Source organism: Shinella sp. M27 (assembly GCF_049199905.1).
Taxonomy (GTDB): domain Bacteria; phylum Pseudomonadota; class Alphaproteobacteria; order Rhizobiales; family Rhizobiaceae; genus Shinella.
Map to the genome: position 1 here is coordinate 1 of NZ_JBLZPK010000072.1, position 16789 is coordinate 16789.

19 protein-coding genes are annotated in these 16789 nt (G+C 65.2%); 13 read left to right on the forward strand and 6 right to left on the reverse strand.

Annotated features, from left to right (window positions below):
* The 5 genes from ACOZK4_RS25805 to ACOZK4_RS25825 form a co-directional block, all read left to right on the forward strand.
* A partial coding sequence (locus tag ACOZK4_RS25805) for a sensor histidine kinase (protein ID WP_421594519.1) occupies positions 1-749 on the forward strand: 749 nt, incomplete at its 5' end.
* Positions 721-1452, forward strand: coding sequence for a peptidoglycan-binding domain-containing protein (locus ACOZK4_RS25810; protein ID WP_421594520.1), 732 nt, complete (start codon positions 721-723; stop codon positions 1450-1452). The genes ACOZK4_RS25805 and ACOZK4_RS25810, both read left to right, overlap by 29 nt.
* Before the next feature lie 65 nt (positions 1453-1517).
* Entirely contained in the window at positions 1518-1892 is a 375-nt protein-coding gene (locus ACOZK4_RS25815) for a DUF1491 family protein (RefSeq protein ID WP_313532214.1), read from the forward strand.
* 99 nt (positions 1893-1991) lie between these two features.
* On the forward strand, positions 1992-3644 hold the full coding sequence (locus tag ACOZK4_RS25820) for a hypothetical protein (protein WP_421594521.1): 1653 nt from the start codon (positions 1992-1994) through the stop codon (positions 3642-3644).
* A gap of 90 nt (positions 3645-3734) precedes the next feature.
* Positions 3735-3866, forward strand: coding sequence for a hypothetical protein (locus tag ACOZK4_RS25825; RefSeq protein ID WP_281048136.1), 132 nt, complete (start codon positions 3735-3737; stop codon positions 3864-3866).
* A 65-nt stretch (positions 3867-3931) separates the two neighbouring features.
* Here the strand turns inward: ACOZK4_RS25825 and ACOZK4_RS25830 are convergent, their stop codons facing one another.
* Positions 3932-4909: a hypothetical protein gene (locus ACOZK4_RS25830; RefSeq protein ID WP_421594522.1), complete on the reverse strand. Its 978-nt coding sequence runs from the start codon at positions 4907-4909 to the stop codon at positions 3932-3934.
* 311 nt (positions 4910-5220) lie between these two features.
* A complete protein-coding gene (locus ACOZK4_RS25835) occupies positions 5221-6033 on the reverse strand; it encodes a M10 family metallopeptidase C-terminal domain-containing protein (protein ID WP_421594523.1) in 813 nt (270 codons plus the stop codon).
* A gap of 477 nt (positions 6034-6510) precedes the next feature.
* Between ACOZK4_RS25835 and ACOZK4_RS25840 the strand changes: the two genes are divergently transcribed.
* Positions 6511-6699, forward strand: a complete 189-nt coding sequence (locus ACOZK4_RS25840; RefSeq protein WP_313532207.1) for a hypothetical protein — start codon at positions 6511-6513, stop codon at positions 6697-6699.
* 136 nt (positions 6700-6835) lie between these two features.
* Here the strand turns inward: ACOZK4_RS25840 and ACOZK4_RS25845 are convergent, their stop codons facing one another.
* The 3 genes from ACOZK4_RS25845 to ACOZK4_RS25855 form a co-directional block, all read right to left on the reverse strand.
* On the reverse strand, positions 6836-7387 hold the full coding sequence (locus tag ACOZK4_RS25845; RefSeq protein WP_421594524.1) for a DUF1254 domain-containing protein: 552 nt from the start codon (positions 7385-7387) through the stop codon (positions 6836-6838).
* Positions 7380-7973, reverse strand: coding sequence for a DUF1214 domain-containing protein (locus tag ACOZK4_RS25850; protein WP_421594525.1), 594 nt, complete (start codon positions 7971-7973; stop codon positions 7380-7382). The genes ACOZK4_RS25845 and ACOZK4_RS25850 overlap by 8 nt, the downstream gene beginning before the upstream one ends.
* 82 nt (positions 7974-8055) lie before the next feature.
* Positions 8056-10230, reverse strand: coding sequence for a transglycosylase domain-containing protein (locus ACOZK4_RS25855; RefSeq protein ID WP_421594526.1), 2175 nt, complete (start codon positions 10228-10230; stop codon positions 8056-8058).
* A 178-nt stretch (positions 10231-10408) separates the two neighbouring features.
* On the opposite strand from ACOZK4_RS25855, the gene ACOZK4_RS25860 reads away from it, so the two are divergent.
* A complete protein-coding gene (locus ACOZK4_RS25860; RefSeq protein WP_421594527.1) occupies positions 10409-10894 on the forward strand; it encodes a YcgN family cysteine cluster protein in 486 nt (161 codons plus the stop codon).
* Position 10895: 1 nt separating this feature from the next.
* On the opposite strand, the gene ACOZK4_RS25865 is transcribed toward ACOZK4_RS25860, so the two are convergent.
* A complete protein-coding gene (locus ACOZK4_RS25865) occupies positions 10896-11228 on the reverse strand; it encodes an MmcQ/YjbR family DNA-binding protein (protein ID WP_421594528.1) in 333 nt (110 codons plus the stop codon).
* A 241-nt stretch (positions 11229-11469) separates the two neighbouring features.
* Here ACOZK4_RS25865 and ACOZK4_RS25870 point away from each other — a divergent pair, with 241 nt between their 5' ends.
* The 6 genes from ACOZK4_RS25870 (at position 11470) to ACOZK4_RS25895 (ending at position 16780) form a co-directional block, all read left to right on the forward strand.
* A complete protein-coding gene (locus tag ACOZK4_RS25870) occupies positions 11470-12015 on the forward strand; it encodes a hypothetical protein (RefSeq protein WP_421594529.1) in 546 nt (181 codons plus the stop codon).
* 55 nt (positions 12016-12070) lie between these two features.
* On the forward strand, positions 12071-13495 hold the full coding sequence (locus ACOZK4_RS25875) for a DNA-packaging protein (protein ID WP_421594530.1): 1425 nt from the start codon (positions 12071-12073) through the stop codon (positions 13493-13495).
* 2 nt (positions 13496-13497) lie between these two features.
* The gene (locus tag ACOZK4_RS25880) at positions 13498-14109 is read left to right on the forward strand and encodes a glycoside hydrolase family 19 protein (RefSeq protein ID WP_421594531.1); all 612 of its coding nucleotides are present in this window, start codon (positions 13498-13500) and stop codon (positions 14107-14109) included.
* A 209-nt stretch (positions 14110-14318) separates the two neighbouring features.
* A complete protein-coding gene (locus ACOZK4_RS25885) occupies positions 14319-15458 on the forward strand; it encodes a phage portal protein (RefSeq protein WP_421594532.1) in 1140 nt (379 codons plus the stop codon).
* A 380-nt stretch (positions 15459-15838) separates the two neighbouring features.
* Positions 15839-16147 carry a DUF6107 family protein gene (locus ACOZK4_RS25890; protein ID WP_313532719.1) on the forward strand — a complete coding sequence of 103 codons (309 nt, stop codon included), beginning with the start codon at positions 15839-15841 and terminating at the stop codon, positions 16145-16147.
* 72 nt (positions 16148-16219) lie between these two features.
* Complete coding sequence (locus tag ACOZK4_RS25895; RefSeq protein WP_421594533.1) at positions 16220-16780, forward strand: HK97 family phage prohead protease; 561 nt, start codon at positions 16220-16222, stop codon at positions 16778-16780.
* The last annotated feature ends 9 nt before the right edge of the window (positions 16781-16789 follow it).

Genomic DNA, 16789 nt, shown 5'->3' on the forward strand with positions numbered 1-16789 from the left:
AATATTTCGGCAAGCTGGAAAACGACCGCCAGCGCGAATATGTGGCGCTGATCCACCAGTCGGGTTCGCACCTGCTATCAGTGGTCAACACCATGCTGGACGTCTCGAAGATCGAGGCCGGCCGCTACGAGCTGCTGACGGAACCTTTCGCGGTGGCCGACAGCATGCGCGCCTGCGAGCAGATGCTCGGCCTCCAGGCCCGCGACAAGGGCATCAAGCTGACGAGCCGCGTGCCGCGCGCCATCGGCGAGGTGGTGGCCGACCAGCGGGCGATCCAGCAGATCCTCATCAATCTCGTCGGCAACGCCATCAAGTTCACCGACCGTGGCGGCATCGTCACCATGGATGCGGCGCGCGAGGGGCGCGACCTGCTGCTCACCGTCAGCGACACCGGCATCGGCATTCCCGCCGACAAGCTGGCGTTGATCGGCCAGCCCTTCATGCAGGTGCAGAACGAATATACCCGCAAGTATGAGGGCACCGGCCTCGGCCTGTCGCTGGTCAAGGGTCTCGTGGCGCTGCATGGCGGTTCGTTCGTGATCCAGAGCAAGCCGGGTGAGGGCACCGTCATCACCATCCGCGTTCCCGCCGATGGCGCTGGCATCGCGCGCGAAAACGATCTCGCCGCCGCCGGCGCATCCACCGTGGATTTCCCGCCGCGCCTTGCACCTGATATGGAGACCGTTTACCAGCCTTCGCTCGATGGCAAGGACAGAAAAGATGAACGCGCACGTCAGAAAACAGCCTGAGCGGCGGCCGCAGGGCCAGGCCCGCAAGGGCCGTTCCAGCGCGCGTGCGCCCGCACCGCCGCCGCGCCGGCCCAACATCGTCATCACCGGGCTTGTCGCGCTCGGCGGGCTTGCCGCGCGCAATCCCACGCTGATCGGCGGCACCTGCGCCTTCATCGTCGTCTTCTCCTTCGTCGCGGCCAATGCGCTGTGGTATCAGCCGGGCGGCCATCCCTCGCCCTTCCTGAAGACCCGCTCGGCCGACAATTCCCTCGGTTTCACCGCCACTAATCCCGAGCCGCATGACGTGACGACCTTCGTCATCGAGCGGCAAGAGGAGGGCGAGGAACTGCCTGAAATCACCGACGTGACGCCCGGCGAGCGCCCGTTCGACGAGGTGGCGAAGGTCATCCAGCAGAAGCCAGCGACGACGGCCAAGCCCGTCGCCGAAGAGGAATCCGATCCGGTCGCCGCCGCGATCATGGAGGCCGAGGCCGATCCGGCGGTCACCTCCGCCGTGGCCAAGCCCGTGCCGAGCGACATGGTGATGAAGATCCAGAAGGGTCTGAGCAACATCGCCTATACGGATATCGCCGTTGACGGCCTGATCGGCGAGAAGACCCGCGTGGCGATCCGCCATTTCGAAAAGCACTATCGCCTGCCCGTAACGGGGGAGCCCAACCAGCAGGTTCTCGCCAAGCTCAAGGACATCGGCGCGCTTTAGCGCCGCGCTCGTCACCCCAGATCTCGCGATTGCCCTTGGGGCGTGCGCCGTGTAGGACGCGGGCCATGCGTCTTCGTACCGATATCTTCGTCTCCGCCCTGCTGCGCCGCGTGTTTGCCCGCGGCGATTTCGCGGCCGTCGAGGCGAAGGGCGCGGAGGAGGCGGGTGCGATCTTCGTGCGGCAGGTTTTTCGCGACGGGACGGAGAGCCTCTATGCTCCGGCGCCGCAGAGCTTCTTCGGCGAGGACGACAGCAATCGGTCGCGGCTGTTCGAGGCCCGGCTCGAGCGCGCGGAGACAACGGCGGTGGCCGAGGCGATTGCGCGGGAGCGGCGTTTCGACAGCGACCTCTGGGTCGTGTCGATCGAGACGGACGATCTCGGCGATCTCTTGGAGTTTGCCGGGACGGAGCCCGCCGACGACGGGTTCTTTCGCCGTTAACCTTGTAGCAAGGCTTTGCCGCTGACGCCGCAATGGAAACGAATTCTTTGCCAATAAGGCGCTAGGACGTGGCTACGTCAATGATGGACGCCCGATAGAATGACCAAATATGTAATCAAGATCGACATGACGTCGACGCTTGTTGCCCGTAAGGCCAGCAGCCAGTGGATCGTGGATCCCGGCGTCAAGATCACCACCAAGGGGACGGCCGTGGATGCCGGCGGTGTCTACACCAGCCGCTCGCTGGCCATCGATGGCAAGATCACCTCCACCGCCGGCAATGGCATCGTCTTCGGCGATGCAGCGATCACCGCCAAGTCCGGCGATGTCACGATCAAGGCCGACGGCGTGGTTTCCGCCAAGCTGGTCGGGCTGACGGCGTCGGGAACCGGGCTCATCCTCACCAATCTCGGCACGCTCTCGGGCGGGACAGTGGCGGGCATCTTTGCCGGCGCCAGCATCAATTTCACCAATCGCGGCCCGACGCTTTCTTCCACCGGCCTCGGCATCAAGGCGACGGGCGACAAGGCGCTCGTCACCAACCACGGCACGATCAAGAGCGGCGGCGATGCCGTTACGGTTTCCGGCACCGCCGCGATCATAACCAATTACGGCATGATCAACTCGACCGCCGATGACGGCATCCGCAGCGCCGGCACGAAGGCGATCGTCACCAACAGCGGCACGGTCGACAGCAAGCTGGATGCGGTCGTCGTGACCGGCAAGAGCGCTATCATCACCAACAACGGCAAGCTTCTGTCGCGCGGCGACGAGGGGCTTGTGGTGACCGGCGCCAGTGCCGTCATTTCCAACAACGGCACGATCAGCGCCGCCAAGGATGCGGTGCGGCTCGATGGCAGCGCGGTCAATTTCGCCAACCACAAGACGCTGACCTCGACTTCCGGCGAGGGCATCGATGTCGGCGGCGCGAATGCTGAGGTCACCAACAACGGCACGATCAAGGGTGCCGCCGGCATCCTGATGGACGGCGCCTCCGCGACGCTGACCAACAATGGCAGCGTGACGGCAACGAGCGGCATTGCCGTGGCCCTTCTCGGCAGCGGCAAGAACATCCTTTCCAACAACGGCTCGATCACCGCCACGGGCACCGCGCTCAAGGGTGGTAGTGGTGTGGAGATCATCACCAACAACGGCACGATCCGCGGCAATGTCGATCTCGGTGCCGGCAACGATACGTTCGATACGCGCGGCGGCAAGGTTATCGGCACCGTGGCCGGCGGCGCGGGCAACGATACCTATCTCGTCGGCGATGCGGCGTTGAAGCTTATCGAGAAGGCGAATGGCGGCACGGACACGGTGCAATCCACGGTGAGCTACACGCTTGGCGCCAATATCGAAAAGCTCGTGCTGCTCGGCACGGCCGGCATGAGCGGCACCGGCAATGCGCTCGCCAATGTGCTGATCGGCAACAGCGGCGGCAACAAGCTGTCGGGTCTCGGCGGCAATGACATTCTTGACGGACGCGCCGGCAACGACACGCTGACCGGCGGCGCCGGTGCCGATGTCTTCATCTTCTCAAAGGGCTCGAGCAAGGACACGGTGACGGATTTCGTGGCCGGCACCGACCGGATCGATTTTTCCAATCTCGCTGCCATCACCAGCTTTTCCGACCTCATGAAGAACCATGCGGTGCAGAGCGGCGATGACGTGCTGATCAAGGCCGGCAACGATGTGCTGACGTTGAAGCATGTCGACCTCTCGGATCTGTCGAAGGCGGATTTCCTGTTCTGAACCCCTGTTCCGGCGGGAACAGCGATGAAAGCGGGCACATGGGAAAAGGGAGGCACAGGCAACGGCCTGTGAACCCTTGGAGAAACACCCATGTTTATCGTGCTGCCCGCCCTTGCACTGCTGATTTCGGGAATGTTCGTCGTGACCATGCTGGCCGCGCTCTCCGCCGAGCGCAACGAAGGTGTCGCACTTCGCGCGCCGGCCAAGCGCCCAGTGTTCTGAAAAGCGTTCTGAAAACCGTTTCCGAAATCGATCGGTTCCGCAGGACGGAACCTTGAAGAAGCCGATCAGCCGGCGGCGCGATGCCGCCCGTCCCCGGAGGACCTGTCGTGGTGATCCTGCCCGTCCGCATTCGCGCTTTCACTGTTGGCCGCCTTCGGCAAGCCATCGCCGTTCGTGTAGCTATCCGCCCGTTGCCAGCTTTCGACCCGGAGGGTCGACTCGGCCGGGTCTAGCGACGCGATCAGCGCTTCGGCGCCACCCTCGGCCAGGTGCGGGTAGATTTTTCCCAGCACGAACAGGCAGTCTTCCGCCGGCACGGCGAGCGCCACCAGCGTCTCGGCCAGTTGCCGGCCGGAGACGTCGAGCAGGATGCGCTCCGACAGCCACTGGCTGGAGGCGAGCGCGTCAGCGAGCGTGACGGCGATCATGCCGATCTCGCCGGCGCGCGCAAAACGCACGAACAGCGCCTGGTGAACCTCGGTCGCGGCCTCGAGCTTGACCGGTATCTCGGCGGCGGGGAGCGCGGCCCGCATCAGCGCGCGCAGTTCCGCGCGCATGTCTTCTTCCCGCTCCAGCCGTGCAGCTTCGGCAAGGGCCGCGGCGCGGTCCTCGCCGGTGCGGCGGCTTGCATGATCCTGGTGGCTGCCGACGAGCGCCTCGATGACGGCGGGCGAGAGATCGTCGCGCTTGCCGATGGCGCGGGCATGCTCGGGACCGGCCACACGCAGGATCCGCATCAGAACGCCATCGGCGATTGCCTTGGAGCCCATCAGGAAGATGGCGGCGATGCCGATCGGCTGGCCGGCGATGAAGAGGGCGATCTCATCGGGGATCTGCGGGCAGCGGGAGAGGGCGGCGACGGCCTGGCGGCGGGCTTCCTCGGTGGAGGCGGCGTAGAGCGGCTCGAAGAGTTCGCCGAACTGGCGCAGATCCGACTTCGACGGAAAGCGCAGGCTCTCGAAGCTCGACACCGTGGCCATCAAGACGATGTCCTTCGGCCGCCCTGCCTGCGGTCTCTCCAGTTCGCGAAACCTGTCCGCCACGAAACACCCTATCCCCGAAGCGGCAGCCCCTTGCCGCGTCCATCTGTCCTTGGCGAAACCAGCAAAATCCCGAGCGGATCGCGGCATGCCTGCCGTTTCCGCAATCAATCGGTTCTCGCTGCTTGAGCGCCTGTCGCGCGGGGCGACCGTAAACACAATCCTAACGGCGGTATGATTAACAGCCGGTAAAGGTGCTGGCGCGCTTGTGCCATTAGAAGATGCCCGGTTCAGTCTGAGCGGGCATCTTCTCATTTCTTTGTTTTTCGTTTGTCTTTTCGGGAAAACCGGTTCCCACTTTTCCCTGACAAACTCTAGAAGATGAAGTGATCGGCCGTCAGATCGATCTTGCCGGTGAGGCGGATCATGATGTCGGCCTTGCCGTCGCCGTTCGTGTCGCCGGTGATGTGGGTCTCCGCGCCGACCTTCTCGTAGCGAAGTTCGCCGACGACTTTGGAGAACTTCTTGGTACCGATGAACTTGAAATCCTGCACGCCGACAAGGGTGGAATTGCCGTCATAACGGCTGAGATCGATGACGTCGAATTCGGCCGGCTTGAAGTCCTTGATGAGGTCGGCAGTGGCTTTGGTTCCGCCGGTGTCACCGGTGGAGAAGATGAAATGGTCGGCACCCGTGCCGCCGGTCATGGTGTCTGCGCCGCGCTTGCCGAAGAAGAAGTCGTCGTGTTTCGTGCCTTTCAGGGTGTTGTTCCCGTTCGTGCCGTTGATGGCATCGTACTGAAACTTCACTTTGATGAGCACATAGGTGTTTGTGTTGAAGGAGGTGCCGCGCCAGTCGATCCGCAATTCGTTGTCATAGACGGTGATGTCGCTGGCCGTGAGGCCCTTCATATTGGTCTGCAGGCTGAAGCCGATCATGCGGTTCAGCGTGTCGTTATAGTCGACGAAGGCCGGGCCGTTGCGCGAATAGTTCGAGAAGGCGCCGATATCCTGGAAGCGGATGGCGATCTCCTTGTCGGCGAAGTCGATCGAATAGATACCGTTCGTCTCGCCGAAGTCGATTTCGGTGCCCTTGCCGATGGTGACGAGGCCCCAGTCCCAGATATGCTTCGGGTCGAACGCCCGGAAATCGTAGCGGGTGTCGATGGTCTTGCCCCAAAAGCTCATGGCCAAATCCTTGCTTAAAACAAACGCTCACAGTCTACGCCATGCATGCTTGTCCATGCGTTAACGGAAGGCTTTGGCGGAGACCGGCCTCGTCCTGTGCCGCCGGGAACAGCGCGACGCGGCGGATCACGCTAGTGTTAACAGCATGTTAACCCAATCGTCGTTAGTTTTAGGGGTAAGGGTCTGCTCGTCTATTATTTGAGACGTGCTATGATTCGAGCATGGGAACGGTGGTTCGCCGAAACGGCTGCCGTTCCTGATGGGAAAGGTGCGATGTTCCGGATACCGGGCGGTCGCCAGACACATTCCCGTGAATGGGAAACTTCTGGCCCCTATCGCCGTTTTCCACCCGTATGCGACTGGGATGACAATGTGCGTCGCAGCCGGGTGACGGAACCGGATGCACCGGCCCGAACAGGGCAGGGTGAGATTTGTAGGAGTGCTTCATCCGTCTCGATTCTTCTTTTGGAGGCGAGAATGGCAGACGTTGTTAGATTGAAGGAATGGCTTGCGCGCACCCCGAAACGTGCGCCCGTTCCGCATACGGCTCCGGCCCAGGTGCTTCTCTTCACAGGCGTGCGCTACGAGCGCCTGACCCCCGCCATGCTCGCGGCCCGCGGCAAGGCGGCGAAGGCGAGCGCCCAGGATGCCGCCAGCAGGCCCTGATCTATGATATCGCACGCGGCGCCGGGATTGACGGCGAACACATGCGCGGCCGACCGACAGCATTCAGGCTGGGTGCACGATTGCGCCGCCCAGCGGCATATGCTCTTGAGAGCACGATTTCCCACTTGAGTTGGCCCTATTGGGCAGGCGAGAACGTCTCGCAGCCGGCATCGGCGAGGAAGCCGACGGCAGCCGGCTGGCGGCTGGCGGTGGGCACGAAGGTGCGCAGCACCGCGTAGCCCTCGTTGCCGCGCATTTCGACGAGGATCGACTGTTCCAGCTCCGGCGGCAGCGCCTTGCGGATGCCGATGAGCTGGATGGGCGTGGCGATCAGGGTGTCGAGCGCGCCCGTCACGGAGGTGCGGTCGTTCATGCTGAACACCTCGTTGGAGGCATCGTCATAGACGGCGAGCGACCAGAAGGGCACCTCGCCATCGGCGAAGAGGCGGATCGGGCCGTTTTCGACGGAGAAGGTGCAGACGGCGGTCTTCATTGCCGGGTCGTCGTTGAGCGGCGCGAGTGTGTCGCCGACGCTGGCGAGCGGGAAGAAGCGGTTGTTTTCGCCGAAGGTCTGGACGCGCGTATAGGCATCGCGGCCGGTGAAGCTCGGCAGCGAGAGGATGATGACGATGTGCAGCAGGGCCGCGCCGACAAGGCCGATGGCGATGGCATAGAGGAAACTACGCATCGGTGCAGTCCAGCCTTGATATGCCGGGCATGGCAAGATCGATGACGCCGGAGCTGCCGGCGGTCGGCGTGTCGAGCAGCGTCATGACAAGGAGGAACGGCGCGTTGCCCTCGGGCACGGCGAGCCAGTTGCCGGAGGTCGCCGTCGCGGCGATGCGGATGACGAAATCGCTGTCGGCGCTGCGCAGGACCGACCAGGCGTTCAGGCCATCCGGCAGGCCGGGGCGCGTGCCGAGAAGCGGATTGCCGTTGCGGTCGGCGGCGTGCAGCGTCCAGAGGCGGGCGGGCGGCGTGATGCCCTTGATCTCGTAGCGGCAGTTTGCCGAAAGGCTGCGATTGTCGCTGTCGGTGGCGGCGGTGAAGGTGAGGCCCTCGGCGCCGCCGAGCAAAAGCTTGCCGTCACGGGCGCGGTGCGCCTTGGCATAGGGATCGGCATCGATCGTCTGGGCGCTCGGGAAGGCGGTCCAGGGGCCGAGCGCGATGGCGCCGAAGCCGACGGTCGCCCGCAGCGCATAGATCGAGCTCAGGATGCCAAGCCCGAAGGCGACGGCGAGCGCGGTGGCGATGACGAGGGGCGTTCGGAACAAGGCAATCGACCGTTGGAGTTGTGTCGAAACGAAGAGATAGAGCGTTTTGGCGATTCGGAGAAACGCGGAAACGCTTTATCGCTCACTCTGTCCGGTTGACCGGAGCCGCGTCAAGCGCAGCCACCCGGCCATCGGCCTTGAGGGGCTTGGCCTCGTTCAGCTGGCGGGCGACATCCTTCAGGAGTTTCGTGACATCGGTGGAGAGCGAACGAGGACGCACCAGCGCGGGCAGGGGATTGTTCTCATCCGTCGTCGTCGCCGCGACCTCCGTCGCCTTGGTGCCATCCGGCAGGGGGTTCTCGATGCCGGGAATGGGGCGCAGCTCGATGCCCTGATGGGCATAGTCCATCAGGCGCTTGAAGGTCATGGCGGGCAGCGAGCCGCCGGTCATGTTGTTGGTCGAGGTATAGTCGTCGTTGCCGAACCAGACGGCGGCGGTGTAATTGCCGGTGAAGCCGACATACCAGGCGTCGCGATAGGCCTGGGTCGTGCCCGTCTTGCCGCCCGAGACGATGCCGCGGTCGAGCGCGCCGCGGCGCGCGGTGCCGCTGACCGGGATGGTCACGAAGATGCGGTTCATCGATGAGTCCGCTTGTTCGGACAGGATGCGTTTGGCCGGCGGTTCGTCGCGGGAGAAATCGTAGAGGATGTCGCCGTCGTAATTGAGGATCTGGCTGATGCCGTGGCGGCGCGACTGCGTGCCGCCCGCCGGGAAGACGGCGTAGGCCGTGGCCTGATCGAGCACGGTCACTTCCGACGTGCCGAGCGGCATGGTCTTGTCGGTGCGGATCGGCGTTTCGACGCCCATGTCCTTGGCCATCTGGGCAATACGCTTGGTGCCAAGCTTTTCCTTGGCGAGCCGCACCGGCACGGAGTTGATCGATTTCGCCATCGCCGTCATCAGCGTCATGCGGCCGGCGAAGCTGCGGCCGTAATTCTGCGGCGACCAGCCACCCCAGCTGATCGGGGCGTCGACGATGGTCGTCTCGGGCGTCATGCCGGACTCCATCGCGGCGGCGTAGGTATAGGCCTTGAACGAGGAGCCCGGCTGGCGCAGCGCCCTCGTGGCGCGGTTGAACTGGCTCTCGCCGTAATCGCGCCCGCCGACCATGGCGCGCACGGCGCCGCCGTTCTCGATCATCACAAGCGCGCCCTGCTTGACGCGGTAGCTCTCGCCATACTGGCGCAGGCCGCTTTCCACCGATTCCTCGGCGGCGGCCTGCAGGCCCATGTCGATGGTGGTGCGCACGACGAGGGAATGCTGGGCGAAAGGTTTTGCGATGCGCTGGACTTCGTCGAAGGCCCAGTCGAGGAAGAAATCGGGCGCGGTCTTCTCGTTTCGGTCGATGACGCTGGCGGGGTTGCGCCGAGCGGCGATCACCTGGCCCTCGGTCATCAGGCCGCCCTGCACGAGATTGGTCAGCACCTCGTTGGCGCGGGCGCGGGCGGCGGGCAGGTTGACGTGGGGGGCATAGCGGGCCGGGGCCTTGAACAGGCCGGCGAGCATGGCGGATTCGGCGAGGTTTACGTCCGTGACGTTCTTGCCGAAATAGAACTGTGCCGCCGCGGCCGCGCCGAACGTGCCGCCGCCCATATAGGCGCGGTCGAGATAGAGGCGCAGAATTTCTTTCTTGGAGAGGTTCGCCTCGAGCCAGAGCGCGAGGAAGGCTTCCTTGACCTTGCGCTCCAGCGTGCGCTCGTTGGAGAGGAAGAGGTTTTTCGCCAGCTGCTGGGTGAGCGTCGAGCCGCCCTGCACGACGCCGCCGGCGCGGGCATTCTCGTTCATGGCGCGGGCGAGGCCCAAAAAGTCGATGCCGAAATGGCTGAAGAAGCGGCGGTCTTCCGTGGCGAGCACGGCCTTGATCAGGTGATCGGGCAGCTCGTCGATCGGCACGGAATCCTCGTGGATGATGCCGCGGTGGCCGATCTCGTTGCCGTAGCGATCGAGGAAGGTGACGGCGAAGTCGCTCTGCGCGCGCCAGTCGCCCTTGGTCTCCTCGAAGGCGGGCAGCGCCAGCGCCAGAAGAAGGACGAAGCCGGCGGTGCCGAGGTTCATGCCTTCGCCGGCGATCTCGAAGACGGCCTTCTTCCAGCCCTTCACCTGGAAGCGGCGGAAGAAGATGGTGATCTCCTCCCAGATTTCGGCCGCGCGGAAACCGGCATTCCAGACCGTGGAATCGATCCAGGAATCGAGGCGCAGGAAGATGTGCCGCTTGCGGCGGCGCGGTTTTTGCGGCTTCGGGCTTTCGGCTTCCACGCTCGGTAACCTTGTCTCGGGACGGGCCGCAGCCTGCCCGCATCCGGTTAACGTCTTCTGACCACGTCCTATTCGGGGACGATAGCAGTCTTTTGAAGGCAGCAGAACGGATTTTGCCGGGTACGGTTACCGGCCGGGCGGACTTGACCTTTGGGCGCGAGAGGTTCAGGGGTCAGGCATGACGACAAGCACTGCGCAGGAGCGGGGCGACCTTCCTTTCTGGAAGACGAAGACGCTCGCCGAGATGAACGACAGAGAATGGGAAAGCCTGTGCGACGGCTGCGGGCTCTGTTGTCTCAACAAGCTGGAGGACTGGGATACGGGTGAAATCGCCTGGACGTCCGTCCGCTGCGTGCTGCTCGACGGCGAGAGCTGTCGCTGCAAGGACTACGACAACCGGCAGGCCACGGTGCCGGACTGCATCCGCCTGACGGTGGAGAGCGTGGAGAAGATCTCCTGGTTGCCGCCGACCTGCGGCTACCGCCTCATCCGCGACGGGCACGACCTCTACTGGTGGCATCCGCTGGTCTCGGGCGATCCCGACACCGTGCACCAGGCCGGCATTTCGGCGCGCGGCCGCACTGTCAGCGAAGAGGGCCTCGATATCGAGGACTACGAGGATTATCTCGTGACCTGGCCGATGGAAGTGGGCGAAGAGAAGTAACTCAGTTCATCGTCGCGGTGACCAGGGCCTTCGGCGCGACATTGCGCCAAGCGGTGCCGATGAGATCGCGCACCCGCTCGTCGTCGGCGCTGTCGAAATAGAGCGACGTCCAGCCCTTGGCGCCCCAGCCGCCCGGCACGGGCGCGCACAGCCCCGGATCGGTTTCCACCACCATGGCCTGCTGGTCCGGCGTGAGCTTAAGCACCGCGCGGCCGGCCTGCGGCAGGGACATGAAGATCTTCTCGCCCACCCGGAAGTCACGCTTCCCGAAATGCGCACTTTCCCGCGTCCCCGGCATGCCGAGCGCGATCGCGATGAGATCCTCCGAGGTCATGCGGCAAGAGTAGCACCCTTCACGCCTTCGCAAAAGATTTCGCTAAATAGGAAAATAGTCCTTGACGGCGTGACGGTCGTTTGATAGGGTTATGGCACAGTCGGAAAGGTGTGGGCGGCGGGATCGCTTGATTTTCTCGGCGATCCTTCGGGGCGGTGGGTTCTGCCGGTCACGGATTTTGGGAATATATTGACAGGCGCTGGGTTCATCGAACCGGGCGCCTTTTTGTTTGGGGTTTGCGATGGACGCGGCGATCGATCTTGAGTTGTTCGGCCTCTCGCCGGAGCCGGCGGTTTATGACGGGCTTGGCGGGCGGCGGGTGGATTTCGCGGGCGCGGCGGCGCTGGTGCTCGACACCAAGGCGGATGCGCCGCTCGATCCTTTTCTCGACATGCAGGCGATGCTTCTGGAGATGACGAAGGAGCTGCGCGAGCGGTTCCAGCGCTTCCAAAGCCAGAAGGCTCTGGCCGAGCAGGATGCCGCCGGCGCGGAGGACGAGGCCGCGCGAAAGCTGGCGCAAAGCGATGCCAAGGCAGCCATCGAGGCGGTGTCGCTGATCGTGCGCACACTGGAAAAGATCGACAGCCTGCAGCGCACGCTGATCTCGGAACGTACGGAGGCGGAGGCCGCCCGCGGCGAGCCGGAGGACGAGGCAGCATTGGTGGCGGAATTCGACCATCTGGTCGAGACGCGCGTGATGGAGCGGTTGAATGCGGCGAGGGAAGACTGGCGGCGGGAAGCCGGGATTGGCGGGGATGCTGCCGCGCGAATGGAAAGCGGACCGTAGGGCGCGGCGGGCCTGCGCGGCGGTCGGCAAGACATTCGACAAGCAGATGCACGGGATGGCCGCAGGTTTCAGGATGATCAAGGAGACGTCAGCGGCGGGAAAGCTGCTTGTCGAAATGGATGGGTTGGAAGCGGGTTTCCGGCGCGGCGATGATCGCCCCGATGCGAGTTCGAAGGCGGCGCCGCACATGCCTCCGATCTCCCCCCTTGTGGGGGAGATCGGCAAGAGGCGCGGGCCTTCTACCAGCGATCTGGTGCGGCTTCACAACCGCCGGCAATTGAACCGCTGGCACTTCACCGGCCGGCTTGCCCAGATGCCGCCCTCCGGCGACTGGCGGGTCTGGCTGCTGATGGGCGGCCGCGGCTCGGGTAAGACGCGGGCGGGGGCGGAATGGGTGCATGCGCTGGCGCTTTCTCAGCCGGAGCTTCGCATCGCGCTGGTGGCGGAGACGCTGGGCGACGGGCGCGAGGTGATGATCGACGGGGTGTCCGGCATCTGCCGGATCGCCGGGCGGGCACGACCGGAATTCGAGGCGTCGCGCCGGCGGCTGGTCTGGCCGAACGGCTCGATTGCGCAGATCTTTTCCTCCGAGGATCCGGAGAGTTTGCGTGGGCCGCAGTTCCACTTCGCCTGGTGCGACGAACTCGGCAAATGGAAACATGCACAGGAGACCTGGGACATGCTGCAATTCGGCTTGCGTCTCGGGGCAGCACCCCGCGTGCTGGTAACAACAACGCCGCGGCCGGTGCCGCTGCTGCGGGCGCTGGCGGCCGATCCGAAGACGGCGGTGCGGCGCATCGCGACATCGGACAATGCGCAAAACCTCTCGCCCGGCTTCATCGCCGCCATGGCCGACCGCTATGGCGGTACGCGGCTGGGGCGGCAGGAGCTCGACGGCGAGCTGATCGCCGACCGTGAGGATGCGCTGTGGAGCCGGGCGCGGCTGGAAGCGATCCGGCTGCGCAACATCGGGCCGCTGTCACGCATCGTCGTGGCGGTCGATCCGCCGGCAACGGCGTCCGCCGCCTCGGTCTGCGGCATCGTGGTGGCGGGGCTGGATGGCACCGGGCGCGCGGTGGTGCTGGCGGACTGTTCGGTGACGGGCGCGAGCCCGGCCGGCTGGGCCGGAGCGGTTGTGCGCGCCTTCCGCCGGTTCGATGCGGACCGGGTGGTGGCAGAAATCAACCAGGGCGGCGACATGGTGACGGCCATGCTGAAGAGTGTGGAGGCGGGCCTGCCCGTCACCACAGTACGGGCGACGCGCGGCAAGTTTTTGCGCGCCGAGCCGGTGGCCGCCCTCTACGAACAGGGGCGCGTGGCGCATGCCGGCGCCTTTGCCGAGCTGGAAGACCAGATGTGCGATTTCGGGCCGGACGGGCTTTCCGCCGGCCGCTCGCCGGACCGGCTCGATGCGCTGGTCTGGGCGCTGACGGCGCTGGTGCTCGACCGGCAGGGTGAACCGAGAGTGCGGGGGATTTGACGATGGCAATCGATCGCAAGGCCTTTTTCGACGGTGTGCGAGATGTGCTCTATGGCGGGCGGCTGGCCGGAACGCAGGTCGCCGGGCTGACGGCGCTCATCGACCGCTTCGAGGCGGGTGGCGAGACGAAGGACCGGCGCTTCCTCGCCTATATGCTGGCGACGGCGCATCACGAGACCGGCGGGCGTTTGCAGCCGGTGCGCGAAACCTTCGCGGCGACGGATGAGGCGGCGATCGGCCGGCTCGACCGGGCCTTTGCGGCCGGGAAGCTGCCGCAGGTTTCCGAGCCGTATTGGCGGCGCGATGCGGCGGGGCACAGCTGGCTCGGGCGCGGGCTGGTGCAGATCACACACCGGCGGAACTACGAGCGGCTTTCGGCGCTGACCGGCATCGACCTCGTCGCGCGGCCGGAGCGGGCCATGGAGATGGCGGTTTCGGTGGAAATCCTCTTCGTCGGCATGCTGCACGGGGCGTTCACGGGGCGGCGGCTGGCGGATCATTTTTCGGCAGGCCGCGCCGACTGGGTGGGCGCGCGGCGCATCGTCAACGGGCTGGACAGGGCCGAGCGCGTGGCGGGGTACGGGCGGACGTTTTTCGCGGCGCTTGGCGGGTAGTGCTTTACCCGTGGCGTGGATCCTCGGGTCAAGCCCGAGGATGACGGAGGGGAGGATTGGTTTCCCCGCTTCTTGAGCAGATCGGCATAGGCGGCGGTGCGATAACAAGCCGTCCTCTCTTCTTTCGTCATCCTCGGCCTTGAGCCGAGGATCCACGCCACGGGTGCTGCGCCCACGGTGTTTTTCACATTCGACAAACCGAGGACATCATGAAACTCCCATCCTTCCTCTCTCGGCGGCGTCCGATGCCGGCGGAAACCAAGGCGTCGGGCTTCTTTGCGCTGACGGCCGAGGGCCGGGCGCATTGGTCGAGCCGCTCCTATGCCTCGCTGTCGCGCGAGGGGTTCATGAAGAACCCGGTGGCGCACCGGGCGGTGCGCATGATTGCGGAGGCGGCCGCGTCCGTGCCCTGGCTTGCCTATGACGGCGAGGCGGAGCGGCCGGACGCGCCGGCGCTTGCGCTGCTGCAGCGGCCCAACGGGCGCATGGCGGGCACGGATTTCTTCGAGATGCTTTATGGGCATCTGCTGCTCTCCGGCAATGCCTTCGTCGAGGGCGTGCGGGTGGGGGAGGACCTGCGGGAACTGCATCTTCTGAGGCCCGACCGCGTGCGCATCGTCGAGGGGCGCGACGGCTGGCCGGAGGCTTATGAATACCGCACGGGCAACCATGTCCGCCGGCATGCTGCGGGCGAGGGGCAGGCGATCCTGCATCTCAGGCTGTTCCATCCGCTCGACGACCAGCTGGGGTTCGCGCCGCTGGAGGCGGCGTCCATGGCGCTCGATCTCTCCAATGCGGCGGCGATCTGGAACAAGGCGCTGCTCGACAATTCGGCGCGTCCATCAGGCGCGCTCGTCTATCAGCCGAAGGAGGGCGGCAACCTGACGCCCGACCAGTACGACCGGCTGAAGAGCGAGCTGGAGGAGGGCTATTCCGGCCCGGCGCGGGCGGGGCGGCCGATGCTGCTGGAGGGCGGGCTCGACTGGAAGGCGATGGGGCTTTCGCCGCGCGAGATGGATTTCGTCGAGGCGAAGAACGGGGCGGCGCGCGACATCGCGCTCGCCTTCGGCGTGCCGCCGATGCTGATCGGCATTCCCGGCGACGCGACCTATGCCAATTATCAGGAGGCCAACCGCGCCTTCTGGCGGCTGACCGTGTTGCCGCTGGTGAGCCGCACGGCGGCGGCCTTCGCGGGATGGCTTGATGAGGGCGGCGACGGCGCGCTGCGGCTGGTGCCGGATCTCGATCAGGTGAGCGGGCTCGCTGCCGAGCGCTCGGAACTCTGGGCGCGGGTGGGGGCGGCGACATTCCTCAGCGACGAGGAGAAACGCAGCGCGGTCGGATACTGACCACGACGCATGAAGGGCGCAGTCCGCGCCGAAGCGGCATCGGACTGCTGGCCGTCATCATGACGGTTGTGGGAACCTATTTTTGCACCTGGTGATGCGTCAACCGGCAAGTTTTGAGGGTGGCCGCGTGTCGTGCCGTGCGAGCGGCGTCGTTTGTCGAAAAGCGGCTGAAAAACAAAGGTTTGGCACTGCGGTTTGAATCGACGTCGCCACGGCCAGAATCGCTTTGTGAAGGCGTTGAATCCCTTTGCAAGCCATCAGGCGCAAGCGATTCAAAAGACTCAGGGATTGGCGCTGCCTGACTCGGCGTGAGCCAGGGTGCGTGTGGCCGCGTTTGGCCTGACGGTCTCGATTTCCATAATAAACGGAAAGGCTTAACAATGGCTGACTTCGGAAACGACGGCGGGCTTTGGACGGCCCGGCTGGTCGGCGCGTCGGCGGGGGCTGCCGTGTCACTCATCTATCTGCTGCCGAAAAGTCGCCGCGAGGCGGGATGCCGGTTCTTCACCGGGCTCGCCTGCGGCCTCGTCTTCGGCGGGCCGGCGGGGCTGTGGATCGCGGTCCGGCTCGGCATCGCCGGCTATCTCGGGCCGGCGGAGGTGCTGCTGACGGGATCGGCGGCGGCGAGCCTTTCGGCCTGGTGGGGGCTCGGCGTGCTGGCGCGCATGGCCGAGCGCATGCGGCAGTAGCCGCGCCACGAGTAATTCGCGAACGGCTGGCGCCGTCCATCCGTTCGCTCAATCCAGACATCGGAGATCTCTATGACAACCACCGACCTGCCGGTCTGGCGGACGAAGAAGTATGCCGATCTGACGCTTGCGGGTGTCTCGGGCGACGGGGTGTTTTCCGGCTATGCCAGCCTCTTCGGCGAGGTCGATCTCGGCAAGGATGCGATTGCGCCCGGCGCTTTCGGGCGCTCGCTGGAAAAACGCGGGCCTTCCGGCGTGCGCATGCTCTTCCAGCACGACCCGGCCGAACCCATCGGGCGCTGGCGCACCATCCGCGAGGACGCGCGCGGGCTCTATGTCGAGGGTGTGCTTTCGCCCGGCGTGGCTCGGGCCCGCGAGGTGCTGAACCTCATGAAATCCGGCGCGCTCGACGGGCTCTCCATCGGCTTCCAGACGGTGCGCTCCCGCACCGACCGGGCAAGCGGCGTGCGCCGCATCCTGGAGGCCGATCTCTGGGAAATCTCGATCGTCACCTTTCCGATGCTGCCCTCGGCGCGGGTGTCGAACGTGAAGAATGCGCGGTGGTTCCGCGACCGGGAAACGGAGCTCGTACGCACCATGCGCCGGGCGGCCCGGATGATGATGCAACGCTAACGGAGACGA

What these genes read in the sequence shown, in the direction of transcription:
- ACOZK4_RS25845 (WP_421594524.1), bottom strand. Translation starts at nt 7,387, where the DNA reads ATGCGTAGTTTCCTCTATGCCATCGCCATCGGCCTTGTCGGCGCGGCC.
- ACOZK4_RS25815 (WP_313532214.1), top strand. Translation starts at nt 1,518, where the DNA reads ATGCGTCTTCGTACCGATATCTTCGTCTCCGCCCTGCTGCGCCGCGTG.
- ACOZK4_RS25820 (WP_421594521.1), top strand. Translation starts at nt 1,992, where the DNA reads ATGACCAAATATGTAATCAAGATCGACATGACGTCGACGCTTGTTGCC.
- ACOZK4_RS25895 (WP_421594533.1), top strand. Translation starts at nt 16,220, where the DNA reads ATGACAACCACCGACCTGCCGGTCTGGCGGACGAAGAAGTATGCCGAT.
- ACOZK4_RS25875 (WP_421594530.1), top strand. Translation starts at nt 12,071, where the DNA reads ATGGCCGCAGGTTTCAGGATGATCAAGGAGACGTCAGCGGCGGGAAAG.
- ACOZK4_RS25825 (WP_281048136.1), top strand. Translation starts at nt 3,735, where the DNA reads ATGTTTATCGTGCTGCCCGCCCTTGCACTGCTGATTTCGGGAATGTTC.
- ACOZK4_RS25810 (WP_421594520.1), top strand. Translation starts at nt 721, where the DNA reads ATGAACGCGCACGTCAGAAAACAGCCTGAGCGGCGGCCGCAGGGCCAG.
- ACOZK4_RS25885 (WP_421594532.1), top strand. Translation starts at nt 14,319, where the DNA reads ATGAAACTCCCATCCTTCCTCTCTCGGCGGCGTCCGATGCCGGCGGAA.
- ACOZK4_RS25880 (WP_421594531.1), top strand. Translation starts at nt 13,498, where the DNA reads ATGGCAATCGATCGCAAGGCCTTTTTCGACGGTGTGCGAGATGTGCTC.
- ACOZK4_RS25840 (WP_313532207.1), top strand. Translation starts at nt 6,511, where the DNA reads ATGGCAGACGTTGTTAGATTGAAGGAATGGCTTGCGCGCACCCCGAAA.
- ACOZK4_RS25865 (WP_421594528.1), bottom strand. Translation starts at nt 11,228, where the DNA reads ATGACCTCGGAGGATCTCATCGCGATCGCGCTCGGCATGCCGGGGACG.
- ACOZK4_RS25860 (WP_421594527.1), top strand. Translation starts at nt 10,409, where the DNA reads ATGACGACAAGCACTGCGCAGGAGCGGGGCGACCTTCCTTTCTGGAAG.
- ACOZK4_RS25835 (WP_421594523.1), bottom strand. Translation starts at nt 6,033, where the DNA reads ATGAGCTTTTGGGGCAAGACCATCGACACCCGCTACGATTTCCGGGCG.
- ACOZK4_RS25870 (WP_421594529.1), top strand. Translation starts at nt 11,470, where the DNA reads ATGGACGCGGCGATCGATCTTGAGTTGTTCGGCCTCTCGCCGGAGCCG.
- ACOZK4_RS25890 (WP_313532719.1), top strand. Translation starts at nt 15,839, where the DNA reads ATGGCTGACTTCGGAAACGACGGCGGGCTTTGGACGGCCCGGCTGGTC.